Genomic DNA, 20,837 nt, shown 5'->3' with positions numbered 1-20,837 from the left:
GTCGATTGAGGGCTGTAATCAGCGCACATTCTTCCTGCACCGGAAGACACAAAAACAATAACTGTCCTTCTGCCCCCCAACGGACGCAGAAAAGGAGTGCACGATGCAACCCACTGCAAAAGCTCTGCTAGTCCTCACCTGCATGACCCTCAGCAGCGTCAGCCTTGGCGCCCAGACCCTGACCATCGCCACCGTCAACAACAGCGACATGATCCGCATGCAAAAGCTCTCGAAAACTTTCGAGTCCGAGCATCCGGAGATCAAGCTCAACTGGGTGGTGCTGGAAGAAAACGTCCTGCGTCAGCGCCTGACTACCGACATTGCCACTCAGGGTGGCCAGTTCGATGTGTTGACCATCGGCATGTACGAAGCGGCACTCTGGGGCGCCAAGGGTTGGCTCGAACCGATGAAGGATCTGCCGGCTTCTTACGCCCTCGACGATGTGTTCCCGTCGGTGCGTGAAGGCCTGTCAGTCAAGGGTTCGCTGTATGCCCTGCCGTTCTACGCCGAAAGCTCGATCACCTATTACCGCACCGACCTGTTCAAGGACGCCGGCCTGAGCATGCCCGAGCGCCCGACCTGGGAACAGATCGCCGGTTTCGCAGAAAAACTCACTAATAAAGACAAAGAACAGTACGGCATCTGCCTGCGTGGCAAGGCCGGCTGGGGCGAAAATATGGCGTTGATCACCACCGTCGCCAACGCTTACGGCGCACGCTGGTTCGATGAGCAGTGGAAACCTGAGTTCAGCGGGCCGGAATGGAAAAACGCGCTGAATTTCTACGTCGACACCATGAAGAAATCCGGCCCGCCGGGCGCGTCCAGCAACGGTTTCAACGAAAACCTCGCGCTGTTCAACAGCGGCAAATGCGCGATCTGGGTGGACGCTTCCGTCGCCGGCTCGTTCGTCACCGACAAGACTCAGAGCAAGGTCGCCGATCACGTCGGCTTCACCTTCGCCCCGCATCAGGTCACCGATAAAGGTTCGGCGTGGCTGTATTCGTGGGCATTGGCGATTCCGACCAGTTCCAAGGCCAAGGACGCCGCCAAAGCGTTCAGCGCCTGGGCCACCTCCAAGGAATACGGCGAGCTGGTGGCCAAGACCGACGGCATCGCCAACGTACCACCGGGCACCCGCGCCTCGACCTACAGCGATGCTTACATGAGCGCGGCGCCGTTCGCCAAGGTCACGCTGGAATCGCTCAAGGCCGCAGACCCGAGCAAACCGACGCTGAAACCGGTGCCCTACATCGGCATTCAGCTGGTGACCATTCCTGAGTTCCAGGGCGTGGGCACCCAGGTCGGCAAGCTGTTCTCGGCAGCGCTGATCGGCCAGACCACGGTGGATCAGGCCCTGACCGCCGCGCAGCAGACCACCGAACGCGAGATGAAGCGCGCCGGTTATCCCAAGTAACCACACTGCTCGCTCCTGCCTTTTGTAGGAGTGAGCCTGCTCGCGATGGCGGTTTTCCATCAAACCCCATTGGTGGCTGACACACCGCTATCGCGAGCAGGCTCACTCCTACATTAGATCTCCATAGGTCTGTATGACTCGGTTGTGATCACCATGAATACTTCAACTGCCAAAGCCCACATCGATCTGACCCGGCCGCAGCGCAAAAGCCGCGTGACCAATCCCGGCTGGTTTCTGGTCAGCCCTTCGGTGGCCCTGTTGCTGCTGTGGATGATCGTGCCGTTGGGCATGACCATTTACTTCTCGATGATTCGCTACAACCTGCTCGATCCGGGCGTCAACGAATTCGTCGGGCTGGAGAACTTCACTTACTTTCTGACCGACTCCGGGTTCCTGCCCGGCGCCACCAACACCCTGTTGCTGGTGGGCAGCGTGCTGTTGATCAGCGTGGTGTTCGGTGTGCTGATCAGCGCGTTGCTCGAGGCCAGCGAATTTCTCGGCCGCGGCATCGTGCGGGTGATGCTGATCTCGCCGTTCTTCATCATGCCCACCGTCGGTGCGCTGATCTGGAAGAACCTGATTTTCCATCCAGTGTCGGGGATTCTCGCCTACGTCTGGCGGCTGTTCGGTGCCGAGCCGGTGGACTGGCTGGCGCACTATCCGCTGCTGTCGATCATCATCATTGTTTCGTGGCAATGGCTGCCCTTCGCGATCCTGATCCTGATGACCGCCATGCAGTCCCTCGACCAGGAACAGAAAGAAGCAGCGCGCCTCGATGGTGCCGGTCCGGTGGCGATCTTCTGGCACCTGACCCTGCCACACCTGGCGCGGCCGATTGCGGTGGTGGTGATGATCGAAACGATCTTCCTGCTGTCGGTGTTCGCCGAGATTTTCACCACCACCAACGGCGGCCCCGGCTACGCCTCGACCAACCTCGCCTACCTGATCTACAACCAGGCGCTGGTGCAGTTCGACGTCGGCATGGCCTCGGCGGGCGGCTTGATTGCCGTGGTCATCGCCAACATCGCCGCGATCATTCTGGTGCGGATGATCGGCAAAAACCTGACTGACAAAGCCTGAGGCCCGCCATGACTCTTCAACAATCCCGCCGGCTGCAAAGCCTGCTGCTCGGCACCCTGGCCTGGGCCATCGCGATCGTGATTTTCTTCCCGATCTTCTGGATGGTGATGACCAGTTTCAAGACTGAAATCGACGCCTTCGCCACGCCGCCGCAGTTCATCTTCACGCCAACGCTGGAGAACTACCTGCACATCAACGAGCGCAGCGACTACTTCAGTTTTGCCTGGAACTCGGTGGTGATTTCCTTCAGTGCCACGGCGCTGTGCCTGCTGATCGCGGTGCCCGCCGCCTACTCGATGGCGTTCTACGAAACCCAGCGCACCAAGGGCACGCTGCTGTGGATGCTCTCGACCAAGATGCTGCCGCCGGTGGGCGTGCTGATGCCGATCTACCTGCTGGCCAAGAGTTTCGGCCTGCTCGACACGCGCATCGCGTTGATCGTGATCTACACCCTGATCAACCTGCCGATCGTGGTCTGGATGATTTACACCTACTTCAAGGACATCCCCAAAGACATCCTCGAAGCCGCCCGCCTCGACGGCGCCACCCTGTGGCAGGAAATGGTCCGCGTGCTGCTGCCGATCGCCAAGGGTGGCCTCGCCTCGACCGTGTTGCTGTCGCTGATCCTGTGCTGGAACGAAGCGTTCTGGTCGCTGAACCTGACCTCGTCGAAAGCCGCACCACTGACGGCGCTGATCGCCTCGTACTCAAGTCCCGAAGGCCTGTTCTGGGCCAAGTTGTCAGCGGTCTCGACCTTGGCCTGCGCGCCGATCCTGATCTTCGGCTGGATCAGCCAGAAACAACTGGTGCGCGGCCTGTCATTCGGTGCCGTGAAATGAATATTCCAGAACCAACACCTTCCCCTGTGGGAGCGGGCTTGCTCGCGAAAGCGGTGGGTCATCCAACAATGATGGTGACTGACACGGCCCCTTCGCGAGCAAGCCCGCTCCCACCAAAAGCATGCCCGGCGCCATTGAATTAACTTAAGTGGAGGCCCATCAAAATGGCCAACCTGAAAATCAAGAATCTGCAAAAAGGCTTCGAAGGTTTCTCCATCATCAAGGGCATCGACCTTGAGGTGAATGACAAGGAGTTCGTGGTCTTCGTCGGCCCGTCCGGTTGCGGCAAATCCACCCTGCTCCGACTGATCGCCGGCCTGGAAGAAGTCAGCGGCGGCACCATCGAACTCGATGGCCGCGACATCACCGAAGTCAGCCCGGCCAAGCGCGATCTGGCGATGGTGTTTCAGACCTACGCGCTGTACCCGCACATGACCGTGAAGAAAAACATGTCGTTCGCCCTCGATCTGGCCGGTGTACCGAAAGCCGAAGTCGAGAAAAAGGTCGGTGAAGCGGCGCGCATTCTCGAACTCGGTCCGATGCTCGAGCGCAAGCCGAAACAGCTGTCCGGCGGCCAACGGCAACGGGTCGCCATCGGCCGCGCCATCGTGCGCAATCCGAAAATTTTCCTGTTCGACGAACCGCTGTCCAACCTCGACGCCGCGCTGCGCGTACAGATGCGTCTGGAGCTGCTGCGTCTGCACAAGGACCTGCAAGCCACGATGATCTACGTGACCCACGATCAGGTCGAAGCCATGACCATGGCCGACAAAGTGGTGGTGCTCAACGGCGGCAAAATCGAGCAGGTCGGCTCGCCGCTGGACCTCTATCACAACCCGGCCAACCTGTTCGTCGCCGGTTTTCTCGGCACGCCGAAAATGGGTTTCCTCAAAGGCAAGATCGCCCGCGTCGACGGCCAGAGCTGCGAAGTCTCGCTGGACGCCGGCACGCGCATCACCCTGCCGTTCAACGCCGCCAACCTGAGCGTCGGCAGCGCCGTGACCCTGGGCATTCGCCCGGAACATCTGGAGCTGGCACAACCGGGCGACTGCACCCTGCAAGTCACCGCCGACGTCAGCGAACGCCTGGGCAGCGACACCTTCTGCCACGTCACCACCAACGCGGGCGAAGCCCTGACCATGCGCGTGCGCGGCGACTTGGCGAGCCGCTACGGCGAGCAACTGAACCTGCACCTGGACGCCAGCCATTGCCACCTGTTCGACGCCGATGGCGTGGCGCTGACCCGCCCGCTTCGCGCCGCGGCCTGAATTTCGAGACCTGCCCGATGAAACTGAATGAACAAAACCTGCATCGCCTCGCCCCCGAGGTGCAACTGCCGGCCTACAACCTCAGCGACACCCGTCAGGGCATCGCGCACATTGGCGTCGGCGGCTTCCACCGCGCCCATCAGGCGTATTACACCGATGCGCTGATGAACACCGGCGAAGCCCTCGACTGGGCGATTTGCGGCGTCGGCCTGCGCGCGGAAGACCGCCGCGCCCGTGACGACCTCAAGGAGCAGGATTACCTGTTTACCCTGTTTGAACTCGGTGATAACGACGACACCGAAGTGCGGGTGATCGGTGCGATCCGCGACATGCTCCTGGCCGAGGATGGCGCGCAGGCGCTGATCGACAAACTTGCCGATCCGCAGATCCGCATTGTCTCGCTGACCATCACCGAAGGCGGCTACTGCATCGACGACAGCAACGGCGAATTCATGGCGCACCTGCCGCAGATTCAACACGATCTGGCACACCCGCAAACGCCGAAAACCGTGTTCGGTTTCCTCTGCTCGGCGCTGGAAAAACGCCGTGGCGCGGGCACGCCAGCGTTCACGATCATGTCCTGCGATAACCTGCCGCATAACGGCGAAGTGACCCGCAAGGCACTGCTGGCCTTCGCCACCCTGCGTGACCCGGGGCTGCGCGACTGGATCGAGCAGAACGTCAGTTTCCCCAACGCCATGGTCGACCGCATTACGCCGATGACCAGCACCGCGCATCGTCTGCAACTGGCCGACAAACACGCGGTCGACGATGCCTGGCCGGTGGTCTGCGAGCCGTTTGTACAATGGGTGCTGGAAGATAAATTCGTCAACGGTCGCCCGGCCTGGGAACAGGTCGGCGTGCAGTTCACCGATGACGTTTCGCCCTACGAAGAAATGAAGATCAAACTGCTCAACGGCAGCCATCTGGCGCTGACGTATCTGGGCTTTTTGAAGGGCTATCGTTTCGTCCACGAAACCATGAACGACCCGCTGTTCGTACGCTACATGCGCGCCTACATGGACCTCGACGTCACCCCGCAACTGGCGCCGGTGCCGGGCATCGACCTGACCGACTACAAGAACACGCTGGTGGCGCGCTTTTCCAATCAGGCGATTGCCGATCAGCTGGAACGGGTGTGCTCGGATGGCTCGTCGAAGTTTCCCAAGTTCACCATTCCGACGATCAATCGCTTGATTGCCGATGGTAAGGAAACCAAGCGCGCAGCGTTGGTGGTGGCGGCCTGGGCGTTGTATTTGAAGGGCGTGGATGAAAATGGCGACACTTATTCGATTCCCGATCCACGGGCGGAATTCTGTCAGGGACTGGTGGCGGATGATGCGCTGATCACTCAGCGGTTGTTGGCGGTTGAGGAGATCTTCGGCACGGCGATTCCGCGTTCGGCGGCATTTGTGGCGGCGTTCGAGTGGTGCTGCAACAGCTTGCGCGAGGTGGGCGTGACGCGCACTTTGGAGCGGGTGCTGGCTGAGTGATGCGGTGACTCTACTGACGCCTTCGCGAGCAAGCCCGCTCCCACATTTTGAAACGCGTTCCCCTGTGGGAGCGGGCTTGCTCGCGAATAGCAGCCTCACCCTGGCAAACCTGACACCCTGAGGACCTCACTGTGACCACCCGACAACTCTTCCTCGGCATCGACTGCGGCACCCAGGGCACCAAAGCGATCATCCTCGATGCCGCCAGCGGTCAGGTGCTCGGCGAAGGCGCCGCCACGCACACGATGATCAGCGGCGCCAATGGCCGGCGCGAGCAGGACACCCAACAGTGGCTCGACGCCTTCGCCCTCGCCACCCGCCGCGCCTTGCTCGCGGCCGATGTCGACGGTCAGGCGATCCTCGGCATCGGCGTATCCGGCCAGCAACACGGTCTGGTGCTGCTCGACGATCAGGGCCAGGTGCTGCGCCCGGCCAAGCTGTGGTGCGACACCGAAACCACTGACGAAAACGACCGTCTGCTCAAACACCTCGGCGGCGAAAAAGGCTCGCTGGAACGCCTCGGCGTGGTCATCGCGCCGGGCTACACCGTGTCGAAACTGCTGTGGACCAAGGAACAGCACCCGGAGGTGTTCTCGCGTATCGCGCGCATCCTTCTGCCCCACGACTACCTGAACTTCTGGCTCACCGGCCGCGCCTGCAGTGAATACGGCGACGCCTCCGGCACCGGCTATTTCAACGTGCGCAGCCGTCAGTGGGACTTGCAACTACTGCGCGACATCGACGCCACGGGTCGCCTGCAAGCGGCATTACCGGAGCTGATCGACGCCCATCAAGCGGTCGGCACCCTGCTGCCGACGATTGCCGAACAACTCGGCCTCAACCCGAATGCGCTGGTCGCCAGCGGCGGTGGCGACAACATGATGGGCGCCATCGGCACCGGCAACATTCAGCCGGGAGCGATCACCATGAGCCTCGGCTCCTCCGGCACGGTGTACGCCTACGCCGAGGCGCCAAAAGTCAGCGCGGACGCTTCGGTTGCGACGTTCTGCTCGTCCAGTGGCGGCTGGCTGCCGCTGATCTGCACCATGAACCTGACCAACGCCACCGGTGCCATCCGCGAGCTGTTCGACCTCGATCTGCAGCAGTTCAATCAGCTCGTGGCCGAGGCGCCGATCGGGGCCGAAGGCGTGAGCATGCTGCCATTCCTCAACGGCGAGCGCGTCCCCGCCCTGCCCCATGCCACCGGCAGCCTGCACGGCCTGACCCTGAGCAACCTGACCCAGGCCAACCTGTGTCGCGCCGTGGTCGAAGGCACCACCTTCGGTTTGCGTTATGGACTGGATCTGTTGCGCCACAATGGTTTACAAAGCCGCAGCATTTGCCTGATCGGCGGCGGCTCGAAAAGTGCGGTGTGGCGGCAGATCGTCGCCGACATCATGAACACCCCGGTGATCTGCACCGAACACAGCGAAGCCGCAGCCCTTGGCGCGGCGATTCAGGCGGCGTGGTGCAAGTCATGGTCGAACGGCCACGAAGACACTTTGGCCGATCTGTGCCAGCGCTGCGTGAAGCTCGATCTGCACAGTGAAACCCTGCCGGTCACCGCCAATGTTGCGGCGTTCCAGCAGGCCTATGAACGCTATCAACAGCATGTCGCAACCCTATAAAGAGCAAACAATTATGTATTTGGTGTGTGGCGAAGCCCTGTTCGATTTCTTCAGCGAAGACGATGCCAGCGGTCTGGCGTCGAAGGTCAATTTCAAGGCGATTGCCGGCGGCTCGCCGTTCAACGTCGCGGTCGGCTTGCGCCGTTTGGGCGTGGATTCGGCGCTGTTTGCCGGGCTGTCTACCGACTATCTCGGCCGGCGTTTGCAGCAAGTGCTGCAGGATGAAGGCGTGCGTGCGGACTACCTGATCGACTTCGCCGCGCCAACCACGCTGGCGATGGTCGCGGTCGGCGCCAATGGCTCGCCGCATTATAGTTTTCGCGGCGAGGGCTGCGCTGATCGCCAATTAAGCCTCACCCACCTGCCCCAGCTCGGCCCTGAAGTGCGTGGTCTGCACATCGGCTCGTTCTCGCTGGTGGTGCAACCGATCGCCGACACCCTGCTGACCCTGGTGCAGCGCGAAAGCGGCAAGCGCCTGATCACCCTCGACCCCAACGTGCGCCTCAACCCGGAACCGAACATCGACCTGTGGCGCGAGCGCGTGGCGACCCTGGTGCAACTGGCCGACATGATCAAGGTCAGCGACGAAGACCTCAGCCTGTTGTATCCCGAGCAGGACCCAAAACGCGTGATCGAAGGCTGGCTGCAGCATCGCTGCCAGTTGGTGTTCCTCACCCGTGGCGGCGAAGGCGCCACCGTATTCAGCCGCGCCCACGGTTCGTGGTCGGTGCCAGCGTGCTCGGTGAAGATCGCCGATACCGTTGGCGCCGGCGATACCTTTCAAGCGGCGCTGATTACCTGGTTGACCGAGCAGGAACTGGATTCGGTCGAAGGGGTTCAACAACTCAGCCGCGAGCAGATCGACGCGATGCTCAGGTTTGCCGTACAGGCGGCCGCCCTTACGTGCAGCAAGACCGGTCCGGATTTGCCCTATCGTCACCAGTTGAGCTGAGCGCGTAGACTGTCGGCCTTTTTGCGCGCATGGGGATGACGGTTTGATGTCGGGGCGGATGGCGGGACTTTTGATACTGGCGGGATTACTCAGCGGCTGCGGCACCTCGCCGCCGCGTTCGCCGGAAGACATTTGCGAGATCTTCCGCGAGAAAAGCGACTGGTACGATGCGGCGCAAGTCACGCAAAAGCGCTGGGGCGTACCGATCCAGGTGCCCTTCGCGATCATGTATCAGGAGTCCGGCTATCGCTACGATGCCAAGACCCCGCGCAAATACCTGTTGTGGGTAATCCCGTGGGGCCGGGTGTCGACAGCCGCCGGCTATGCCCAGGCCAAGGATGAAGTCTGGTCCGACTACCAGAAAAGCACCGGCCGACACGGCGCCGACCGCGAAGACTTCGACGACGCCATCGACTTCGTCGGCTGGTACATGGACAAGACCACTTCGATCAACGGCGTGTACAAGTACGACGCCTATAACCAGTACCTGAACTACCACGAAGGCTGGGGCGGTTTTCGCAACAAGACCTACGCCAGCAAGGCCTGGCTGATGCCGACTGCGCGCAAGGTGCAGGCGCGCTCCGACGTGTATGCGCGGCAGTATGCCGGGTGCAAAGAGGATCTGAATCGCGGCTTCTGGAGCCGGTTCTGGCATTGGTTGTAGGGATGACTATCAGGCCCAATCGCGAGCAGGCTCACTCCTACAAGGGATCGATGGCGAACACGCTATCGCCGTCTGCCTAAATCCCTTTGTAGGAGTGAGCCTGCTCGCGATAGCGGTCATCCAGGCGCCATAGTTCTCAGGGTTACAACACCGAAAAGTTGTAACTCACAATCAACCGGGTCTCATCCACATCCCGGGCAAACTTTTCATAGTTGGTGCGGTAAGTCGCATTGCGCAGGCGCAGGCTGACATCCTTGAACGTGCCCGTCTGGATCACGTACTTCAGCTCGCTGTCGCGTTCCCACTCTTTGCCTTCCTGATCGCTGCCCGGGACTTTGATGTGATCACCGTTGACATAGCGGGTCAGGAAGCTCAGGCCGTTGATGCCGATGGCCTTGAAGTCATAGTCGTAACGCAGCTGCCAGGAGCGCTCCTGCGCCGCGGCGAAGTCGTTGACCTGCACGTAGTTGACCAGATACGGATTGCTGCCATCGAGGTACGGCATCGAGTTGTCGCCGTTCATACGCTGCCAGCCGGCACTGAAGGTGTGGCCGCTGATGCCATACGAGAGCATGCCGCTCAAGGCGCGGTTGTCGATGGAGCCGGCCTTGGCATCACCGCTGTCGGCGCTTTTCAGCAAACGCAGATCGGCCTTCAGCACACCGTCACCCAGCGGCTGGTTAGCCAACAGACCCACAAAGTGCTGGCGATAGATGTCTTCCAGTTCTGCGTAGTGATACTGCGCGGTCAGGCGATCGTTGATCTTGTAATCGATGCCGTACATGTCGAAATGATCGGCGGTGGTGTTGCAGGCGTAGCGCTTGTTCTTACAGTGCACGCGGATGTCTTGCGAGTCGGTGGAATCGCGCGCGGTGTACTTGTCCAGACGCGCGGCCATGAAGGTCAGATCCTTCACTTCCCTGGAGGTCAGCATGGCGCCGTTGAACATGGTCGGCAGCAAGCGGCCGTCGTTGTACTTGAGCAACGGCAGATCCGGCAGCAGCGCGCCGTACTTCAATACCGTGTCCGAAACCTTGACCTTGGCGGTCAGGCCCATTTTCGAGTACTGGCCCTTCGAGCCGCGCGGGTTGTCGCCGCTGGATGGCAACAAGCCGCTGTTGCTGCGATCAGGGCTGGAGTCGAGCTGAAAACCGAGCATGCCCAGCGCATCGATACCGAAGCCGATCGTGCCCTCGGTGTAACCCGATTGCAGATTGAGAATAAAGCCTTGCGCCGACTCTTCACGCTTGGAAGCGCCCTGGTCGCTTGAGGTGTGCCCATCACGGAAATCGCGGTTGAAATACACCGTGCGCGATTCGATTTTCGCCGTGGTGTCTTCGAGAAAACCGCTGGCCTGAACCTGCGCGGCAAAACCGGCGCACAGCACAGCGGCTCCGAAGCCAAACGACTGGCGCGGGGTGATGAGAGGGAATGGGGGACGCATGAAAAACTCCAACAGTACAGCGTTTGCGCCAGGGCGCAGTCAGCCAGAAAAATAGCTTCCGTCCCGGGTCAAAAACAGCCGGGAAGAAGTGGACACGCAGGGGTGAGTCGCAATGATGGCAGATGGCTTTTACGGATTGAAGGCGACTTTAGTCTGAAACTGACTGGCGATTCTTCGGCCCGCGATGGGCTCAAACCAGGTGCCGGCCAGTGGCTCACGACTGCGAAGCCCCCGGTTTCATTGGGTGACAACGCCGGCATAGGGGTTTTCCCTATACCCTGCGGGTCCCTTCCCTACGGCATTTGCGCCTTGAACGAGGCGGTCTAATCCTCCATCATCCGTCACCTGCTTATTCAATGGACGGAATTCAAGGCATGCTGGACGCCAACGCTACCCACATTACCCTTACCCTCGAAGGCGCCTCCGCCGACCTGCAAGTGCTCAGCTTCACCGGTCGCGAAGCCCTCAACGAGCCTTTCCGTTTCGACCTCGAACTGGTCAGCGCCCGCCCCGACCTCAAACTCGAAGAGCTGCTGCACAAGCCCGGCGTCCTGACCTTCGGTGCCACCGGCGAAGGCAAGATTCATGGCCTGGTGTATCGCATCGAACAAGGCGATTCCGGCAAAACCCTGACCCGTTACAGCATCAGCCTGGTGCCGCAGCTGGCCTATCTGCGGCACAACCATGACCAGCAGATTTTCCAGAACCTCACGGTGCCGAAGATCATCGCCCAGGTGCTGGAAGATCGCGGCATTCTGGCCGACGCCTACAGCTTCCAGCTCAACGCTGAGTACCCGCAGCGCGATTACTGCGTGCAGTACGACGAGTCCGACCTGCATTTCATCCAGCGCCTGTGCGAAGAGGAAGGCATTCACTTCCACTTCCAGCACAGCAGCAGCGGGCACAAACTGGTGTTCGGCGACGATCAGACGGTGTTCCGCAAACTCAAGGCCGTGAGCTACCAGCAAGACTCCGGCATGAGCGCCGATAAACCGGTGATCAAGCGCTTCAACCTGCGCCTGGAAACCCGCACCACGCGCGTCAGCCGCCGCGACTACGACTTCGAAAAACCGAAGATCCTGCCCGAAGGCGCGGTCAAATCCGAGTTCGCCCCGGATCTTGAGGACTACGATTACCCCGGTCGTTTCACCACCCGCGAGCGCGGCAAATTCCTCTCGACCCGCGCCCTCGAACGTCATCGCAGCGACTACAAACTCGCCGAAGGCAAAGGTGACGAACCGACCCTGACCAGCGGCCACTTCCTGACCTTGGCCGAACACCCGCGCGCTGAATGGAACGACTTGTGGCTGCTGCTGGAAGTCTTCCACGAAGGCAAACAACCGCAAGTGCTCGGTGAAAACGTCACCAGCGACGTCACCGACAACAAAAGCGATTTCCACCAGGGCTACCGCAACAGCTTCCTCGCCACCCCGTGGGATGCGCACTACCGCCCTGCCCTCGAACACCCGAAACCCAAAGTCCTCGGCAGCCAGACCGCCATCGTCACCGGCCCGGCCGGCGAAGAGATCCACTGCGACCAGTACGGCCGCATCAAAGTCCAGTTCCACTGGGACCGCGACGGCCAGTCCGACGACAAAACCACCTGCTGGCTGCGCGTCGCCAGCGGCTGGGCCGGCGCCGCCTACGGCGGCATCGCCATCCCGCGCATCGGCATGGAAGTCCTCGTCACCTTCCTCGAAGGCGACCCCGACCAGCCACTCGTCACCGGCTGCCTGTACCACAAGGAAAACGTCGTCCCCTACGACCTGCCGGCAAACAAGACCCGCAGCACCTTCAAAACCCTCAGCTCCCCGGGCGGCAAGGGCTACAACGAGTTTCGGATTGAAGACAAAAAGGGTGTGGAGCAGATCTACATCCATGCGCAGCGGGATTGGGACGAGAACATCGAGCACGACCAGAAGATCCGCGTGGGCAATGAGCGGCATGACACGGTTGAGGCCAACACCTACAGCGAATTCAAAGTCGAAGAGCACCGCATCACCCATTTGAATCGTGTCAGTGAAATGCGCGCAGATGATCACCTGACCGTCGCAGTCACCCAGCACCTCAAAGTAGGCACAGCGCAATTCGTCGAAGCCGGCAGCGAAATCCATTACTACGCCGGCCAGAAAGTCGTCGTCGAAGGCGCAATGGAACTGACCGCCAAAGCCGGCGGCAGCTTCGTCAAGGTCGACGCCGGTGGCGTGACCATCAGCGGTGCCGAGGTGAAGGTCAATACCGGCGGTGCACCGGGTGTAGGTACGCCGGCCGCGCCGTTGCTGCCAGGGCCGATGAAGGTGGCGGATGCGGATAAGGCGGGCAAAGTGCTCATCCCGCTGCCCAAACGCCTCAACGAGTCCGGTATCACGCCGTTGTGCGGCAAACAAAGCAACGGCGCTTGCAGCCGTAAGGATTGCACATGCATGTAAAAGCGCTGAGCGCCCTCCTCGAAGCGCCACGCCACCCCTTCGAGGGTTTGCCAACAGAAAGCTCCGACCTGAGCCTGTGTTTCATCATTGATCGCGTCCGTCAGCCAGAAGCCATGAGCCGCCTCTACCGTGTCGGCGAACCCGTCGACACCCAAGGCCTGTTCCTCAACACCGACTTCGCCGAAATCGCCGCAGACGGCCCTCTCTGGCTGGTCGCCCCGTGGGGCAGTCGCCTCGCTGCAGAAGCGGCAGGTCTCTGCGAAGAGAACTTTGCCGGCATCGCCCTCACCACAGCAGATCCAGTCAAAGCACTTGCACACGCCCGCTGGCTCCTGCGTGCCAACGATGGCTCCGGCGGTCAAAGTCTGTTGAGTTATCACAAGCCAAGTCTGTGGGCCGCGCTGGCCTACACCGCCGGTGAAAGTTCGCATCAGCTCTTCGGCCCTTGGCAACACGTATACAGCCCGGCGCCGGTCCACTTCGGGCGCAATCGCGGTCGCTGGCTCAGTTGGCGAGCCCTTTCGGAACTTGAATGGCTGGACGACGTCTCAGCGTTCAACCTGCCACCAGCAGCGCCAAAGGTTCAGGCGCATCTGGGATGGGTTTACTGGGCAGACGAGCAATACTCTGCCTACGGTGAACCTACCGACGAACAACTGCCCAACCTCGTGGAAAACCTCAATGTGCTGGTTGCCCACAACATTTACGAAGGGCGTCATTTACTGAAACTGGGCCAAATCACCAACGGCCCGCTGCTCGAAACGCAGCCACAGGCAATGGCCATCCTGCAATCCAGGGAAGAGTCGTTCATCAAAGTGCAGCAGTTGCAGAAACTCGCTAACAGCGCTGCTTGATGAGCCCGTCCGTAAAGAATGAATGGAAGCGAAATGGAAACTGAAATTTCAGAAGCACCCAAGGTAGATCTCAACGGACCAAGTGCGAACGTATCGACTTCAGCGGTACCGGTAGAAAGCAAGCCAGCTTTGGAGCTTGATCCCCAGCCTGAAGCGCCTGACAGTTGCTCTAACGCGTTCGACAACGTGAAGACGCCTTGCTCGACGGAATATGGCGAAGTGATCTACGCCACCAAGGAAAAAATGTTCTACCTGTTGCCTAAACGAGCGGCCAGCTCGATCAAAGAGGCGATGAATGAACTCGAGCAACACATCAGCGCCAGCAAGTCTCCGGAAGAACGACTCAAAGGTATGAACACCGCAGGGCTTCTAGAGTACTTTCTGGAGCCCAAACTGAGTAATTTCCTGCAAGGCGAGCAAAAAAGCCGAATGCTCGAAATCGAGGCTCAGGAACCCGATATCGCGCAGCCCACCATGGCTATGCGATTGAAGGCTGTCAGCCGAGAGGCCCGAAACTCCGCTGCTTTGGACAAACTGCCAGACCAAAGCGAATACGCTCGCAATCGGGAGCTTGCCAATCAACAGCAAGCGAGCCTGCTTGAAGCCAACTCTGACGGCCAGAAACTGCAGCGCCTCTACAACAAATGGAAGAAGCTGAAAGCGATTGCAGTTGCACAGGCAAAAATTGCTGGCTACACCTACGAAAGCGGCAACCTGTTTTCCCCAGGGGCGATCGAAGCAAGAAATCGCGTGCAGACTTACTTGAAAGCCCGCGCTGCGCTCACGAAGAGTGGCAAGTTGACGACTCTGAAGGAGGCAGACTTTCAGAAAAACAAAAAGGCTTATCTGGACGCCACAAACTGCGTAATCGATGGCAAAGCCCGGATGTGTGGTTATTTAAAGGAAGTTGCTAACGAGCGCAAAAAAGTCGAAAAAGACTTCGCTGCTTATATCGATGCGATTTTGAAAGTTGCCGACTACGGATTGGCCCTACCGGAGTTTGCGCTCATTCCTGAGACGGGTGACATCAGCGCAGGTGTCGAGAAGTTCAAAGCATATCTCGAGATGGAGCAGCAACAGATCAAGCTCACCGAGCAGATCCGCACGAAATATAAAGCCTGGATTGACGCCAGCGGCCAAAACGTCGCGCCCCCCACAGGAATCGTGGAAGCGGAGCAAGCAGAGTGGCAGCGCATCCAACAAGATCGCCTTAAACTCCGCGAAGACGCTGAAGCAGCGGTTGCTGCAGCCCTGCCATTACGACACCTCCTGTGGGAACCCGAGCAGTTTCAACCAAAACCGGAAGAGCGCTTGGTCAAAGCAGAATTTCCTTTGCGCGAAGTTGCACTTTTCAATAGTCCCAACAGTCCCGTTAAACACCTGAGTCTGCTCAATCTGGAGGGCATCACAAAGGTACTGAAAAAGGACGCGAGTGAAATCGGCGCCAAAGCAAGCAAGGATTTGAAGAAACTTCCGGGAAACAGCAACGGAAAAGCAACATCGGACACTGACGACAATCCTTTCCATGAGTGGCTGCGAGCGGAAGGTGCACTAGCCATCAAAGATCAGCAGAGTGACTGGTTTGATGAGAAAGGCTGGTTTGATGTAGAGCTGTTCCATTCTTACCTGAAGTCGAAAAACTACAAGGTCGAAACCTTTGAGGATGCAGGAGCCCGCAAGGACTGGGGACTTCGTCTTCGTCAGTTGCTCTTCAAAGAAGAAGTCAGAAGCTCGTTGCGCCTGTTCGACAATAGCCCCCAAGCGCAACTCGTGCGTTGCCTCACACCGCCGCAGTCATCAATCCACACTGGCGCTAAGATAAACGGCCCGACATTCAGTGTCGCGGATAACTTCAAAGCTTCCGCCAAGGCTGAAGCAAGCCTGGGCATTGACCTCGCACGTGGCGAAGTCGAACTGATGAAAATGGATCTTCCGGGCAGAGATCAGGCCAAAGACATCCTGATTCCTTACCTCGACTACGACAAAAATCGCAAAAACCTGAATCTCGGTCGGTTCTCCATCCACCTGGGCGCCAGAGCCTGGGGATACACAGGTGCCACTCTCCTCCTTTCCTCCAGCGTGCAGTTGGGACGTGCAAACGTACAAGGCGGCCTAAATCTTCCGGAAATCACCGACGCAAAACGTCCTGAAACGACAAATTCAACCGCTGGAACCGTGAGAAGCGAACCGGTGCTGGAAGGCAATGCCGCCAAAGTTCGAGTAGAGGACGGCGCCAAAGCTCAATTCAACCTTTTTGCTGGAGTGCAGGCAGGGATCCTACTGACCGGCGCTCTGAACTGGGCACCACCAAAAGACATAGCAGCCTTGCGCACCGCGCCAACGCCCGGAATGGGTAACAGCGTCAACAGCACCAAAGCCAGTCAATGGTCCAGTCTTGCCAGACTTACTGCTGGTTTTACTGCCGCATACGGGCTTGGCACGAATGCAGACATTGGCATTTCCTTGCACGAAGGCCGCTTCATTATGCGGTTCAAGGCATCTGTCATTGTCGGAGCGGGAGCCGGCGGCGAGTTCCAGTTCGAAGTCGGTTATGACGGGGTTACTGACCTGATTAACCTCCTACGCCGCGAGATTCACAAGAACCAGGATAAATCGCTGATTTTTGTTACGGATGAAGCATCGGATTATATCGACAAGCTCAATTTCCTTGGCGCTGCCGGTATGGAAGTGGCGATGTCTTATATGCAGGGCGTTGATATGGTGATGTCTTTGTATGAGGCGTTAACAGGAGGTGGTCGAGGCGGTACTGTCGCTCATACAATCATGACATATCGAAACCAAGCAGAGCTTGAAGAATGGTTCATAGCAGCTACGCCAGGAGCGTTGGGTCCGATGCTAATGACACTTACCAGTGCAGCGGAAGCGTTCAAAATCCCACTAAAACTTTCCGACAGCAGCCTCGCTACTGAGTATAGTCATGACCAAGCTCACCTTCTTCAGCAAAAAGCAATTGAGCGCACTCTTGGTTGGATAATAAAGCGCGCCGAAAAAGACGGAACTATTTTAAAAGCACAAAGCCAATTTGAAGAAGCCTGCATGTGCATGAACAGGTTTGGGACAAAAGAGAAGAACCAAAACCAGAAATATTGCGAGAACCGCCTGCACATGGATAATTTCATGTCGGAAGCAGTTATGCGACTTCAAGATCGAACAAGTGACGACACCAGAGCTAGATACAAAGCGCATGTTAAAACTCTTGGCGAGCGACTAGACGGCTATTGCGCTCGGATTACACACTATGGAAGAACATATTTGCCAAGTGGAAAAGCAACCTATACCGGACCGGACGACAGTGTAAAATGATTAAAAACATGCAATACAAATCAATATCCCAAATCTTTTTTGTGCTCCTGGTGTTCGTATCTAATTCCGCTATGGCACTCACAAGCGCTCAGGCAACTGCTAAAGAAAAAGGAATTACGCTTTTTAATCAATATAAACCTGCTGAAACGGAACTTCGGATTGCTGCAGAAGCAGGTGACGCTGAATCACAATTCTACTTGGCTGAAGAGCTCCGACAAAGAAGCCAATACATTACGACTGAGGCAAAAAAATGGTTAGAGGCGGCAAGTGCACAAGGTGATCTTTACGCCATGCTTAGGCTCGCCCGCTCGGACGATGATCTCTGTACGACAATGAAAAACTGCCCTCCCGGGCAAAAAACTTCGGCAGAGTGGATGGATAAAGTAAAAGAGTTAGCAACATCTAGAGCTGAAAAGGGTGACGCTGAGTCCGCTTATATCATGTATTTGGCGACTGGCCAGTTGGACTGGTTAAAAAAATCCGCAGAGTCTGGTTTTGCTCAAGGTCAATGGCTGCTTGCCATTCGATATAAGGAAGGTAATGGATCCTTTTTGTTGCCTTGGAAACGATCGGAAGCTGTGGAGAGTTGGGCAAAGGCATCTGCTATGGGAGGTAATCCCAAGGGAATGATGGAGTACGCTGCCATTCTTTTCGAGAAGGGTGACGTGGAGAGTTTTCGATATTGGAATGAACAAGCCGCTTCAGTTGGCTTCGCTACTACAGTATATGGATATGGGTCAGACCTTGCCCATGAGCCCGATACTTATGGCTTCCCTTATGACATCATCAAAGGCTATGCCTTAATTTATTTATTGAAAGAGCTTGATGGCGGAGGCGGCATGGATGCGAACGTCAATGATAAGCTTCCTAAAATCGCTGCAAAAATGACGCAAAATCAAATAGCAGAAGCAAAAATATTTGCACAACAGTGGAAAGCTACTCACCCGCCGCTCTCCTTTTTCCCCGACAAACTTGGACGCTAATTCAAAGCACTTCCACGACCAGATTAGGGCTAGATACAAAAAAACATGTTGAGGAGCTTGGCGCGAGACTAGACGAATTTTTTCAACGATTTACGCACTATGGCCGGACATACCTTTCTGGCGGAAGAGCGACATATTACGGCCCAAAGAATAAATGACTAAAACACAATCATGACAACACAAGTCCAAATCCGGCACCGTTGCCAGCACCAAAAGCACAGACCAAGTGCTGACCGGGCGTGCCGCCAATGTCCAAATCGAAAGCGACTTTCAATGTTTTCGGAGGCTTGCAAGCCGCCATCGAACTCACCGGCGCACTGAACTGGGCACCACCTAAAGAGCTGGTCGCACTGCGCACCGCACCAACGATGGGTATCGGCAGCGATAAAGACGCGAAAAAAAGCGAATCCATGGTTGACGCTTGCCAAGCTGAGTGGGTCTGTGGGGGTTGCGCTGGGCGCAGGATTCCAGGGAACGGCGCAGATTTCTGTGGATAAGGGCCGCTTTATTCTCAATCTGAAGGCTGCGGTAGTGCTGGGCCCTGGTGCTAACGGCAGCTTTAAGTTTGAGATTGGTTATGAGGCGGTGGTTGATATCATCAACTTGTACCGTAAGGAACTTCACAAGACTAAAGGTCGTAAGGTCGAGTGGATGGATCCTGAAGCGAGTGAATATGCGTCAGCGCTTAATGCATTGGGTGCTGCCGGGTTGAACGTGGCGATGGCGTACATGATGCGTTGGGATGTTGTGATGTTGTGATGTTGTGATGTTGTGATGTTGTGATGAGCCTATATGAGGCGCTGACTCGTAGTGGCAAGGGTGGCCCAATTGCGGATGCGATTGTTGAGTACGGCAACCAGAGCGAGCTAGAGGACTGGTGTATTAATGCAATCCCTAGCGCATTGGGCCCGCTACTTAGAACATTAAGTAGCCCGCCTGAGGCGTTCTCTGTAAATAGCGAAGGTTCAAAACGGACATATCCACAATCGGAAGCTCATGCACTTCAACAGAAAGCAATCGAGCGGATTTTAGGTTGGATTGTTAAAAACGCACAGAAGAACAACACTATTGACAAAGCACAAAGCCAGTTTGAGATGGCGTGTATGTCGATGAATGAATTCGGCGTAAGAGCTGCTAACTCAGAGCAAGATTACTGCAAGAATCGATTTGCGCTAGATAGCTTCATGGCAGAAGGCGTTCAAAACTTACTAGACAAACAAAGCAACAGTGCCAGAGAGCGTTACAAAAATCACGTAAGGCTGCTTGGCGCAAATCTTTCAGAGTATTGCCAGAAAAATTTCGTTCCTCGTCCAAACTACTCTAGTAGTGGAGCGTCACCATTTTTAAGAAATTTCTAATGAGCACAGAAAATATGAGTATTTATAAGGCGCTTCGCTCGCTAATCATCTGGTCTGTTATTTTCTCTCAGAGCGTAAGTACTGCAGCATTTGCTTCCACGCCAGACAGTCAGAATAACCGCAACAAAATTAGCGGAATCATCTTATACAACCAATTAAAAATCGACGCTGCCATTCCACAATTAGAAAAAGACGCAGAGGCCGGCGATATAGATTCCCAATATTACTTAGGAGAGGCTCTTCGAAAGCGGAATCGCTACATGACGAGAGAAGCACAGCAATGGTATGGAAAAGCTGCGAATAATGGATCTATATTTGCGATGATTCAATTAGGTCGCCAAAACAATGATCTTTGCAAAAAAATGAACAACTGCCCCCCTAGCGAAAAATCAAGCGCCGAATGGTTGAGCCAGGCAAAAGATCAAGCTATGAAGGGAGCAAGCAAAGGCGATCCTGAGTCTTTGTATTTGATGTATGAAATAACTTTCGATCGTACCTGGTTAGAAAAATCGGCTAGCTCAGGCTACGCGCTCGCACAGTATTGGATGGCCGTCGGTGATCGGCAAGGTGAGGGATTTTTCCTTCTTCCCGGGAAGCGGGAAGCATCAGTAAGCCGGTGGTTGAAAGCGGCTTCTGAGGGAGGGAATCCAAAAGCAATGATGGATTACATTGAGATCCTTTATAAAAACAACGATCTCGAGGGCGTCCGTCATTGGCTTCAAGTAGCGGCTGAAACAGGGGATCAAAAAGCAATCAGCAGCTATGGCTCTTACCTTGCTCATGCGCCTGATCAGGTTGGTTACCCTTTGGATTTGGTTAAGGGCTATGCACTGATTAGCCTACTCAAAGAGCTGGATGGGGGTGGTGCCATTCAGGATTTCGTTCAGGATACTCTTGAAGAGATTGGGGCAAAGATGACTTCCGAACAGATTGAAAGCTCAAAAGCAGTCGCTAAAAAATGGAAAGACAGTCACCCGCCCCTCTCCTTTTTCCCCGAAAAACTGGGACGTTAAAAACAATTATTTCTGCGAAAGAAATGCCGTAAATAACGGAAAGAGTGAGTTGTATGAACTCTACTTCAACCTCACTCATTCCCTTCTTGCTACA

17 protein-coding genes are annotated in these 20,837 nt (G+C 57.0%); 15 read left to right on the top strand and 2 right to left on the bottom strand.

The annotated features are described in order from the left end of the window. Window positions 1-142 precede the first annotated feature (142 nt). From CRO59_RS11145 to CRO59_RS11110, 8 genes are all read left to right on the top strand, one after another. Window positions 143-1,414 (top strand): sugar ABC transporter substrate-binding protein, encoded by a 1,272-nt coding sequence (locus tag CRO59_RS11145; protein WP_371917817.1) that lies wholly within the window; start codon window positions 143-145, stop codon window positions 1,412-1,414. A 153-nt stretch (window positions 1,415-1,567) separates the two neighbouring features. Beyond that, window positions 1,568-2,494 carry a carbohydrate ABC transporter permease gene (locus CRO59_RS11140; protein WP_097087490.1) on the top strand — a complete coding sequence of 309 codons (927 nt, stop codon included), beginning with the start codon at window positions 1,568-1,570 and terminating at the stop codon, window positions 2,492-2,494. A gap of 8 nt (window positions 2,495-2,502) precedes the next feature. After that, window positions 2,503-3,333, top strand: coding sequence for a carbohydrate ABC transporter permease (locus tag CRO59_RS11135; protein ID WP_003225143.1), 831 nt, complete (start codon window positions 2,503-2,505; stop codon window positions 3,331-3,333). A gap of 164 nt (window positions 3,334-3,497) precedes the next feature. Then, window positions 3,498-4,601: an ABC transporter ATP-binding protein gene (locus CRO59_RS11130; RefSeq protein WP_097087395.1), complete on the top strand. Its 1,104-nt coding sequence runs from the start codon at window positions 3,498-3,500 to the stop codon at window positions 4,599-4,601. Between the two features lie 17 nt (window positions 4,602-4,618). After that, a complete protein-coding gene (locus CRO59_RS11125; protein WP_097087393.1) occupies window positions 4,619-6,094 on the top strand; it encodes a mannitol dehydrogenase family protein in 1,476 nt (491 codons plus the stop codon). A gap of 131 nt (window positions 6,095-6,225) precedes the next feature. Beyond that, window positions 6,226-7,722: a xylulokinase gene (xylB, locus tag CRO59_RS11120; RefSeq protein ID WP_097087390.1), complete on the top strand. Its 1,497-nt coding sequence runs from the start codon at window positions 6,226-6,228 to the stop codon at window positions 7,720-7,722. A 13-nt stretch (window positions 7,723-7,735) separates the two neighbouring features. Beyond that, window positions 7,736-8,674, top strand: coding sequence for a carbohydrate kinase (locus CRO59_RS11115; RefSeq protein WP_097087388.1), 939 nt, complete (start codon window positions 7,736-7,738; stop codon window positions 8,672-8,674). A gap of 58 nt (window positions 8,675-8,732) precedes the next feature. Further along, on the top strand, window positions 8,733-9,338 hold the full coding sequence (locus tag CRO59_RS11110; protein WP_371917816.1) for a hypothetical protein: 606 nt from the start codon (window positions 8,733-8,735) through the stop codon (window positions 9,336-9,338). Between the two features lie 142 nt (window positions 9,339-9,480). On the opposite strand, the gene CRO59_RS11105 is transcribed toward CRO59_RS11110, so the two are convergent. Then, window positions 9,481-10,782 (bottom strand): OprD family porin, encoded by a 1,302-nt coding sequence (locus tag CRO59_RS11105; RefSeq protein ID WP_097087384.1) that lies wholly within the window; start codon window positions 10,780-10,782, stop codon window positions 9,481-9,483. A gap of 374 nt (window positions 10,783-11,156) precedes the next feature. Here CRO59_RS11105 and CRO59_RS11100 point away from each other — a divergent pair, with 374 nt between their 5' ends. Genes CRO59_RS11100 through CRO59_RS11085 form a run of 4 tightly spaced genes read left to right on the top strand, consistent with a single transcriptional unit; the run spans window position 11,157 to window position 18,372 of the window. Continuing rightward, the gene (locus CRO59_RS11100; RefSeq protein ID WP_097087382.1) at window positions 11,157-13,211 is read left to right on the top strand and encodes a type VI secretion system tip protein VgrG; all 2,055 of its coding nucleotides are present in this window, start codon (window positions 11,157-11,159) and stop codon (window positions 13,209-13,211) included. Further along, the gene (locus CRO59_RS11095; protein ID WP_097087380.1) at window positions 13,202-14,065 is read left to right on the top strand and encodes a DUF4123 domain-containing protein; all 864 of its coding nucleotides are present in this window, start codon (window positions 13,202-13,204) and stop codon (window positions 14,063-14,065) included. The genes CRO59_RS11100 and CRO59_RS11095 overlap by 10 nt, the downstream gene beginning before the upstream one ends. A 33-nt stretch (window positions 14,066-14,098) precedes the next feature. Next, complete coding sequence (locus tag CRO59_RS11090; protein ID WP_256578392.1) at window positions 14,099-17,389, top strand: hypothetical protein; 3,291 nt, start codon at window positions 14,099-14,101, stop codon at window positions 17,387-17,389. A gap of 8 nt (window positions 17,390-17,397) precedes the next feature. After that, entirely contained in the window at window positions 17,398-18,372 is a 975-nt protein-coding gene (locus CRO59_RS11085; protein WP_027612729.1) for a tetratricopeptide repeat protein, read from the top strand. A 169-nt stretch (window positions 18,373-18,541) separates the two neighbouring features. On the opposite strand, the gene CRO59_RS28535 is transcribed toward CRO59_RS11085, so the two are convergent. After that, a complete protein-coding gene (locus CRO59_RS28535) occupies window positions 18,542-18,784 on the bottom strand; it encodes a hypothetical protein (RefSeq protein ID WP_143503061.1) in 243 nt (80 codons plus the stop codon). 2 nt (window positions 18,785-18,786) lie between these two features. Between CRO59_RS28535 and CRO59_RS11080 the strand changes: the two genes are divergently transcribed. Genes CRO59_RS11080 through CRO59_RS11075 form a run of 3 tightly spaced genes read left to right on the top strand, consistent with a single transcriptional unit; the run spans window position 18,787 to window position 20,743 of the window. Next, on the top strand, window positions 18,787-19,131 hold the full coding sequence (locus tag CRO59_RS11080) for a hypothetical protein (RefSeq protein ID WP_027612728.1): 345 nt from the start codon (window positions 18,787-18,789) through the stop codon (window positions 19,129-19,131). A gap of 23 nt (window positions 19,132-19,154) precedes the next feature. Beyond that, window positions 19,155-19,730 (top strand): hypothetical protein, encoded by a 576-nt coding sequence (locus tag CRO59_RS28530; RefSeq protein ID WP_143503059.1) that lies wholly within the window; start codon window positions 19,155-19,157, stop codon window positions 19,728-19,730. Beyond that, window positions 19,730-20,743 carry a tetratricopeptide repeat protein gene (locus CRO59_RS11075; protein WP_256578391.1) on the top strand — a complete coding sequence of 338 codons (1,014 nt, stop codon included), beginning with the start codon at window positions 19,730-19,732 and terminating at the stop codon, window positions 20,741-20,743. The genes CRO59_RS28530 and CRO59_RS11075 overlap by 1 nt, the downstream gene beginning before the upstream one ends. The last annotated feature ends 94 nt before the right edge of the window (window positions 20,744-20,837 follow it).

Source organism: Pseudomonas sp. LAMO17WK12:I5 (genome assembly GCF_900215165.1).
GTDB lineage: Bacteria > Pseudomonadota > Gammaproteobacteria > Pseudomonadales > Pseudomonadaceae > Aquipseudomonas > Aquipseudomonas putida_A.
Note: the sequence above shows the minus strand (reverse complement) of the source record. Positions and strands in the feature narration are given on the sequence as shown.